Consider the following 8269-nt stretch of genomic DNA (forward strand, 5'->3'; position numbering starts at 1 on the left):
GAGAGCAGTCTCGCCGAACTTACTGGCGTCGAGCTCATAACCTTGAGACCTCACCACAATAGGCCCCACGATCTTGCCCTTAACGTCAGCCGATACTCCCATCTCCTCCCGCAACACATTTGCCGCCACTTCAATATCCTCAATCACCGCGTTGGACTCTGCTTGCTCATCCCACGTATTCTCTCTATGCGTCCTACCCAGGGGGTCCTTAAAGACTATAGTGTGCTTCCCGTTGTAGTAGAGATCACGTATCGTGGGATACACGTCCTCCCTAATAGCCTCCACAATGAGACGCAACATCAAGACTGTCTGCATAAACCGCCTCGCCTCTTTCATGTCGAGAAATCTCCTCTGCAACTTCTCGGGGCCAAGTCTCAACATCCTCGCCTTCTCATCCCAAATAGTATTGCTAAGCGTACGCGCCGGTATCTCCATCACAGGTTCCTGAAGCTTGAGAATAGAGTTGGTCAGAGCGGCCCCCCAGTCCTCCAGACGCTTTAGAAACTCAGCCCGGCTACTCACAGATCGCCTAACTAGGCGCGGAATATAACTTTTTCACTCTCTACTGAGGCGCCGCCTCGGCCATCTCCTGCTGTGTCGACGACATTGATAGGGTGTGCTTTACTAATTCATCGACGGTGAGACCTATCTTCTTCTCAATCAACTTATGGAGATTCCCAGCTATCGACTCCTTATCTATCCGCGTGACAAGAGCAAGGTTGTAGGCTACCTCGTCTATGTACTTGGCAAGCGTAATGTAGCGGTTTAACATCTCCATCTCCTTCTCCTTTCTCGAGAGGTACAGCCTAAGCTTCTTTGCGGCGTCTCTCAAGGCGAGCCGCATCTCCTTCTCTATCTCGGGCACTTCTGCTATGGCCTCCTTCCCCGCGGAGGCGTAAGGTATTTTAGTGGAACAGACATGAATTATGACTGCGAGTGGCGCCGGGAATTTTACCTTGTAATTCTGCCAGTTAAACTCGTCGACGACTTTCCTCGCGACGTCAGCCCCCTCGTCGTAGAGCAACGGGATTTTGTTTGCGTAGCGGAGCAACACCGGCCTGTCGCCGGGGGGTATCTGCCCGCCCCACGCCACAGCCGCCTCGACAATGAAGGGGTGGCCGCCGTAGGACTCCGGCTTCCGCGTCACGGCAAAGACGGCCTCCGCGCCCAGTATGGCCTTGGCGCCTATCTCCAGAAGCTCCGCACCGGCTGGGGAGAGCCAGTCGGAGCGCGGTCTCCGCCACCCCTCGTACTGCTTCATCTTCTCCACAAGCCTCACCAACTCCTCGGGTGTAAGCGCCCTCACCTTCATATTTGGGTTAAACCCCGCCCACTCCAGAAAGGCCTTGGCGGTGCCCTCGCCCACGGCGTCGAAGTTCTCCATTAGGAATTCCTGCAACGTCAGCCCTCTGCTTTCCTGAATCATCTGCTTTAATGTATCGACGTCAACACTTCTCGGGTGAGGAAGACCCTCCTTGGGAGCCGGCGGCAGTTTGGTAGTCCTCCTCTTTAGCCACAGCTCTAAATCAGGCCCTTTGAAGATGATCTCGGCGTAGGGGGCAATTATAGCGGTTCTCCTTAGATAGTCCTCAATACGCTTTTTGGAGGCTAGCCAGTTACCCTCTAGATACACCTTTACCGCAGTGCCGTGCCACCTGTACTTATTCGGATACTCCCTCTTGTCGAGGATAATGGGGCTGTTGCTATTGGTATCTATCATTATTTGATATTCAAAAATCTTGTCGGATTTCAGCGTAGCCGATCTCACTAGAACCGGCTTGTTTGTAGTGCTCTGGGCGTACAGCACCACCATCTTGAGACCTAGGCCGAAGACCCCTCTGTGTTGCTTAATGCGGTATTTGCTACTATAGAAAACCCGGCCAAAGACATTTGGGATCTCGTTGCCAGGTATCCCAATACCGTTGTCTTCTGCGTACACAGACACCCACCCCTTCTGCTCATCCTCTACGTTAACCCTTAGTAGTATAGTGGGGAGTATGCCATACGTCTCCGTGGCGTCAAGAGAATTCTCCGTCAACTCCCTTATTGTCTGGTACAGCGCCCTGGTCGGGTTGTGAAAACCCGCCAGCTCCCGGTTCCTACGGAACCACTCAGCCACCGGCAGAGCCTCGTAAGCGTACATTGAGGTCACGACGAGCCACATGGTGAATTATTAAAAGTTTAACGCCGGCCCCTCTGACATGCGGCTATTCACAGAGACTGCACGCCGCTAGGCCGCCCTATTTTAGACTGCGCGACATCCCCCTGGGTCATTATATTTATAAAACCACAATCTCAGTGCGTGCATGTTTCCGCCTGCAATGGCTGGCTACGATAGAGCAATAACCATCTTCTCTCCTGAGGGTAAAATCTACCAGGTTGAGTACGCTGGCGAGGCTGTAAAAAGAGGGTGGCCCACAGTGGGGGTTAAATGTAAATCCGGCGTCGTGCTCGCCGCAGAGAAAAGGAAAATATCGGCACTTTTCGACTCGTCGTCGCTAGACAAGATTTATCTAATTGACGACCACGTCGCGGCGTCTCCCTCCGGCCTCCTCGCCGATGCGCGGATACTAATAGACTACGCCCGCGACGTGGCGCTGAGCCACCGGTTTATTTACGACGAGCCTATCGACGTCGAGTTTTTGACAAAGGCTGTGTGTAACCTGAAGCAACAGTACACACAGTTCGGCGGCGCGAGGCCCTTCGGCGTCGCCCTCCTAATCGCCGGCATAGACAGACACGGCGCGAGGCTGTACCAGACAGACCCCTCAGGAGTATACATAGGCTACTTCGCCGTAGCCATAGGCGCGGAGTCGGGCACAATCACCGAGTACCTAGAGAAGAACTACAAATTCGACTTAGAAATGGGCGACTGCGTTGAGCTGGCCGTGAAGGCGCTGGCGTCTGCCGTAGAGATCTCAGACAGCGCCAACATCGAGGTGGCTTATGCAACTATAGACGAGAAAAAGGTTAAGAAGTTGAGTCAAGACGACGTGGCCACGTTGCTGGCTAAGCTAGGCTTACTTAAAAAGAGTTAACACAGCCGTAGCAATACGAAAAGCTCCTTCACCAACTCCCCCGGTGTCTTACCAACCTTAAATACCGACGTCGAGATGTACAGCATAGTCGCATCCCCCCTCACGACTTTCATATAGTCGGCGTAGCTACTCCTCTTAACTGCCCCCTCTACACACTCCTGTGCCACGCCTCTCACAATACACACGACTTCCTTGCCAGCGCCGTACTCCATGTCGCACTCAAGAGACACATCACTGCTTTGAAGAACATACACACTCACGGGCCCACCTCCAGAGCGGTTTAAATACGTTTCAACACGTATCACACATGTCATGTCCAGTTTCCCTCCTCCACGCCAGGGTCTACATACACGCCACGGAAGACCCCGACAGGGTAATACAAGCACTTAAAAACGTGGTTTCTGGACGCTACGTCGCGACAGTCGCCAAAGGCCACCACGGCAATGTCATTAATATAGTACAAGTCAGGCTAGAGGACTGCGAGGCGTTGGAAGCCTTGAAGTCCATCGTGGCGAGGCTTGACGATATCGAGTTTTTAATAATGCTTTCAGGTATAGAGGGGACTAGGCTATATGCAAAATTTGACAAACAGTATGCGTATAGGGGCGTCTTGAAGATTTCCCACAGCGACGATGTGGTCTACGTGGAGGTGCGGGGGAGGGCGCTGGCCGTCGACGATATGAGGAGTTTTCTTCTCTCGATGAGAGAAGCGTTAAAAAGATAGCTAAAAACCTCCATATGGAATACCTACCTGAAGATGTAGTAAAGAGACTCAGAGAGGTGGCAAACAGGCTAGAAGGCGCCGGGGCCAGGTCTATAGTAAACTACGTAATCTTCGAACTGGAGGTGGGGGGGCCCTCGAAAGAGGTTATACATGGGGCGGAGCAGATGGCTCGGCAAGAAATAGAAGAATTAAAGGAGCTTCTGAGGATTCTCGACGAGTTGAAAAACCTAGTTGCATAAAACAAAGTTTACGTGTAGTATACGTTTACAGCCTAATTTCAACTATGGCCTTGTCAGGTACTCCAATCCAGTCAACCACATCTCTGTGATGTACCTCTGCCACCAATTTAGTTGGTCTCTGTCTAAGTATTGAGGTGAGCGCCTCCGCTACGCTGGGCGTCAGGCAGTAGTCTAGGTTATCCACTACGAGAATGTCGGGCTTTAGCTCCAGCGCCACGGCGAGGGCGAGAAGGCTCTTTACAGAACACGGCGCCTTTCCCAGCGGCATCTTCAAGGTGCCAGTAGCAACAAAGGCGCCGATCTTGCCGGGCTTAGCCAAGCCCACAGACACCGTGAAGCCCACCTTCCTGAGGACGGCCCTTATCGAGTCATACGCCGTGGGTCTATAAAGCGCTAGATTAGACAAGACGGCAGCTAAATTACGTCCATGGCGTTCAAGTAAATTCACGTTCTTAACCTCGGCGTCTACCACAGACCTGGGGGCTATGTAGGGGCCTAGAAGCTGTATCTTGACGCCGAGGGCCTTCCTGGCTGTTGCCAGCATGGAGTTAAACCTCTCGATATCCTCATCTGCCACCATCGACACATGCTCCTCAGCCCTAACCAGCGGGATGACGACGTCGGCATCAGCTACTGACATGTTTATAGGCTTCACTATCCGATGTACGCCTTTTGAGGGGATGTACTCAAACACCAACTCCTCACCTCCCACAGCTACAGACTGTCTTACACGGCCTCTGCCCGCCGTGATTAAATAAGCCACATCCCCCCTCTGCGCGTAGAAGCTCCACACCCCTCCCACCCTCGGCAGTTTTTTACCCACGCTGGACAAAACTCTATACATAATCTCGATAAAGGTCGACTTACCTGTCCCCGTTATAAAAGTCGCGCTGGCGAGGCGCACAGCCGCCTTCCTGCCGCGTATCTCGACCTCTACATAGTCCACCATCAAGCGAAAATCTATAATTGTATTAAAAATGTCGTATTGTGTTGCCCTTAGAGTTCGTCGTTGAGGTCGTGGTGACGCCCCTGAAGGGGCTGGTAGCGCACCAACTCGCCGAGAGGGGGTACTCCCAGAGCCGTATAGGCCAGTTGCTGGGAATTTCGCAACCAGCAGTTAGCTCATATCTCAAAAATCCCAAACATCTCTACGAAGAGAAGTTGCTAAAGGTATTAGAGAGGCAGGAGCTCCAGCGCCTGCTCAGGACTTTGACAACCTTGGTGGAGTACGCAAGTGTGGAGGAGTTTCTGCGATATGTAAACAACTACTCGGTGGGGCTCCTCTCCTCGCTACGGCTGTGTCCCCTCCACAGATCTGCGTATCCGGAGCTGGGTAACTGCGAAATATGTAGAGATCTCCAGGTGTATACAGAGACGGCAAAGAGGGTGGAGATGGCCTTCGACCTCCTGAGGAGGTGTAGAGACTGCTACAGACTGGTGCCCAAGGTGTTGATGAACATAGTAGAGCTGGGCCCCGAGGGCGGCGTCGGGTACCCGGGCAGGATCTACGTAGAGGGCGCCCAGATCATGGCGCGGGGGAGGCCTAGACCAGGAGCCTCCCGCTTCTTAATAAATTTAGTAAGTGAGGTGAATAAGCTACACCCAGAGATAAAGGCCGTGGCCAACGTGGCGTACGTCGCTAGAGACTGCGCGGGGAAAGTGTTTTCTGTGGCCGAGGTAGGGCCTAGCAACAGTGAGGAGGAGATCGTCGCCAACGTGACGGCGGCGTTTCAGAAAGGGATCTACGACGTCGTGTACGACATGGGAGGTAGCGGCATTGAGCCTAACGCCTACATCTTCGGCATCGACGCAGTCGACGTGGCGACTAAGGTTATTGAGCTGGCGAAGTGCCTAGGGCCTAAAGATTATAAACACGTCTAGAGAACAAGGCGATGACTAAAAAAGTCGCCGTTGCGAAGCTGGAGAAGGGGGGAGAGCACTTCGAGATATTGATAGATCCAGACGCGGCGCTGGAGCTAAAGATGGGGAAGCCCCTTGGGATAGACAAGGTGCTGGTTCACGAAGAGATATACAAAGACGCCAAGAAGGGGCTACGTGCCTCGGAGCAGGCGTTGAGAAAGGTGTTCGGCACCTCCGACGTGAGGAAGATCGCCGAGATTATTATAAAAGAGGGCGAGATACCACTCACCGCCGAGCAGAGGAGGAAGCTTATTGAGGATAAGAAGAGGCAGATAATTGAGTGGATATCCCGCAACTGTATAGATGTGAGGACGAAGACGCCGGTCCCCCCACAGAGAGTGGAAAACGCCCTAGAGCAAGCCCGGGTATCTATCGACCCATTTAAGTCCGCCGAGGAGCAGGTGCAGGAGATCTTAAAGGAGATACAGAGAATAATCCCAATAAAGATAGCTACGGCTAGGATAGCCCTATCAATCTCCTCGGCCTACGCCCAGAAGGTAAAGGGGCTGGTGGCTAAAATGGCTAGGATAGTAAACGAGAGGTACAGATCCGACGGCTCGTGGGAGGCGGTACTAGAGCTACCCGCAGGTCTGCAAGACGTCTTGATTGCCAGGGTAAACGACGTAACTCACGGCGACGCCGATATCAAAATCCTCGAAATAGTATACTAATGTACTTCGTAACCCCACGCCAGTTGATATTTCCAGGTGATGTAATAGCCACGACAGACAGCAAAGTCGAGGGGCCGGTGTATGTGGACAACGGTAGGTACAGAAGTCTAGTGGTTGGCCTTGTGGAGTTTCGGGAGGACGGCGTGGTTGTGGTCCCGCTCGAGGGGACGTACAAGCCGAAGAAGGGAGACGTCGTGGTGGGCTACGTTACAGACGTCTTAGCCACTGGCTGGGAGATCGACGTGAGGTCCTTCATGCCCGCCTACCTCCCCGTAAGCGAGGCGTTGCATAGACACGTAGATCTCGAGACCACGCCGCTGACAACCTTCCTCAACATAGGAGACGTGGTAATTGCCAAGGTCAAGGACGTCGATTTAACAGATGAGTATCCCATAATCCTCACGCTGAAGGAGGAGCGCGTCGGCAAGGTGGAGAGCGGGACGGTCGTGGAAATAACTCCTGTAAAAGTCCCGCGGCTAATCGGAAAGAGGGGTAGCATGCTCAACACGTTGATGGAGGTGGGGTGCGACATAATAGTCGGGCAGAACGGCAGGGTGTGGATAAGGTGTAGAGATACAAGAGACGAGGTGTTTCTGGCTACGCTTGTCAGGAAGATCGAGGCGGAGAGCCACGTCATGGGCCTCACAGACAGGATAAGGGCGGAGGTAGAAAAATATAAAACGCAGAGGCAACAAGGCGCCGTATGAAGAAGCCGCCTGTACCTTTACTTCAAAACGGCGTGAGGGCGGACGGGAGGGCGCCCGACCAGATGAGGGAGGTGAAGATCTCCGTGGGGGTCGTGAGCAACGCCGACGGCTCAGCCATGGTTTCCTACGGCACCACCACCGCCGTGGCCGCCGTGTACGGCCCGCGGGAGATGCACCCCAGACACCTCTCGCTCCCCGACCGCGGGGTTATGCGCGTCAGGTACCACATGGCCCCCTTCAGCACCAAGGACGAGAGGAAGAGCCCCACCCCCAGCAGGCGCGAGATAGAGATTAGCAAGGTGTTGAGGGAGGCGCTTGAGCCAGCCATAGTGCTGGAGCAGTACCCCAGGTCGAGGATCGACGTCTTCGTCGAAATACTACAGGCAGACGGATCCACCAGAGTGGCCTCACTAACGGCGGCGTCGCTGGCGCTGGCAGACGCCGGCATATACATGAGAGACTTGGTAATAGGCGTATCGGTAGGGCTTGTCGACGGCACCGTGGTGCTAGACCTCAACGGGCTCGAGGATCAATACGGCGAGGGGGACCTTCCCGTGGGCTACATGCCCAACCTAAAGAGATTCACCCTCCTCCAGCTAGACGGGGCGTGGACAAGAGAGGCGTTCCTCCAAGCGCTCAACCTCGCCGTGAGAGGCGCGGAGCACGTCTACCAAATAGCAAGAGACGCGTTGAAGACTAAATACATGTCAGTCGCCGAGGAGATATACGGGAGGTAGCATGGCGTCGATAAGCCCCTACGGGAAGCGGTTTATCTCATACCTCAGGCGGGAGCAGATCAGAAAACTCCTCGCCACCAAGTACAGGATAGACGGGAGGGGGTCTGACCAGATAAGAGATGTGGAGATAAAAACCGGCGTTGTGAAGACCGCCGACGGCTTCGCCGAGGTTAGGCTAGGCAAGACACATGTAGTCGCCGGCGTCAAGGTGGGGCTGGGCCAGCCCTTCCCCG

10 protein-coding genes and 2 pseudogenes are annotated in these 8269 nt (G+C 54.0%); 8 read left to right on the top strand and 4 right to left on the bottom strand.

What is annotated here, in order from left to right; all coding sequences use genetic code 11:
• Both ACP5J3_RS08715 and ACP5J3_RS08720 read right to left on the bottom strand, forming a co-directional pair.
• Positions 1-522: pseudogene (locus tag ACP5J3_RS08715) on the bottom strand (DNA topoisomerase IV subunit A); the annotation flags it as partial.
• Between the two features lie 40 nt (positions 523-562).
• Complete coding sequence (locus ACP5J3_RS08720) at positions 563-2143, bottom strand: DNA topoisomerase VI subunit B (RefSeq protein WP_428495341.1); 1581 nt, start codon at positions 2141-2143, stop codon at positions 563-565.
• Positions 2144-2306: 163 nt separating this feature from the next.
• Here ACP5J3_RS08720 and psmA point away from each other — a divergent pair, with 163 nt between their 5' ends.
• Positions 2307-3038, top strand: a complete 732-nt coding sequence (psmA, locus tag ACP5J3_RS08725) for an archaeal proteasome endopeptidase complex subunit alpha (RefSeq protein ID WP_428495335.1) — start codon at positions 2307-2309, stop codon at positions 3036-3038.
• On the opposite strand, the gene ACP5J3_RS08730 is transcribed toward psmA, so the two are convergent.
• Positions 3035-3298: a hypothetical protein gene (locus tag ACP5J3_RS08730; RefSeq protein ID WP_263242828.1), complete on the bottom strand. Its 264-nt coding sequence runs from the start codon at positions 3296-3298 to the stop codon at positions 3035-3037. The two genes, psmA and ACP5J3_RS08730, sit on opposite strands and share 4 nt — an antisense overlap.
• Positions 3299-3345: 47 nt before the next feature.
• On the opposite strand from ACP5J3_RS08730, the gene ACP5J3_RS08735 reads away from it, so the two are divergent.
• Complete coding sequence (locus ACP5J3_RS08735; RefSeq protein WP_428495336.1) at positions 3346-3762, top strand: RNA-binding domain-containing protein; 417 nt, start codon at positions 3346-3348, stop codon at positions 3760-3762.
• A gap of 14 nt (positions 3763-3776) precedes the next feature.
• Positions 3777-4001, top strand: coding sequence for a hypothetical protein (locus ACP5J3_RS08740; RefSeq protein WP_014287729.1), 225 nt, complete (start codon positions 3777-3779; stop codon positions 3999-4001).
• A gap of 25 nt (positions 4002-4026) precedes the next feature.
• On the opposite strand, the gene ACP5J3_RS08745 is transcribed toward ACP5J3_RS08740, so the two are convergent.
• Positions 4027-4950, bottom strand: a complete 924-nt coding sequence (locus ACP5J3_RS08745; protein WP_428495337.1) for a hypothetical protein — start codon at positions 4948-4950, stop codon at positions 4027-4029.
• Positions 4951-4988: 38 nt separating this feature from the next.
• On the opposite strand from ACP5J3_RS08745, the gene ACP5J3_RS08750 reads away from it, so the two are divergent.
• The 5 genes and pseudogenes from ACP5J3_RS08750 to ACP5J3_RS08770 form a co-directional block, all read left to right on the top strand.
• Positions 4989-5882, top strand: a complete 894-nt coding sequence (locus ACP5J3_RS08750; RefSeq protein ID WP_428495338.1) for a thiamine-phosphate synthase family protein — start codon at positions 4989-4991, stop codon at positions 5880-5882.
• 11 nt (positions 5883-5893) lie between these two features.
• Positions 5894-6592, top strand: a complete 699-nt coding sequence (locus ACP5J3_RS08755; protein WP_014287726.1) for a ribosome assembly factor SBDS — start codon at positions 5894-5896, stop codon at positions 6590-6592.
• Positions 6592-7299, top strand: a complete 708-nt coding sequence (gene rrp4 / locus ACP5J3_RS08760) for an exosome complex RNA-binding protein Rrp4 (RefSeq protein WP_428495339.1) — start codon at positions 6592-6594, stop codon at positions 7297-7299. Before ACP5J3_RS08755 ends, rrp4 begins: the two co-directional genes overlap by 1 nt.
• Positions 7296-8036, top strand: coding sequence for an exosome complex exonuclease Rrp41 (gene rrp41, locus ACP5J3_RS08765; RefSeq protein ID WP_428495340.1), 741 nt, complete (start codon positions 7296-7298; stop codon positions 8034-8036). The genes rrp4 and rrp41 overlap by 4 nt, the downstream gene beginning before the upstream one ends.
• A 1-nt stretch (position 8037) precedes the next feature.
• Positions 8038-8269, top strand: a pseudogene (locus ACP5J3_RS08770) (exosome complex protein Rrp42); the annotation flags it as partial.

The sequence above is a fragment of the Pyrobaculum sp. genome, from assembly GCF_049971835.1.
Lineage (GTDB): Archaea > Thermoproteota > Thermoprotei > Thermoproteales > Thermoproteaceae > Pyrobaculum.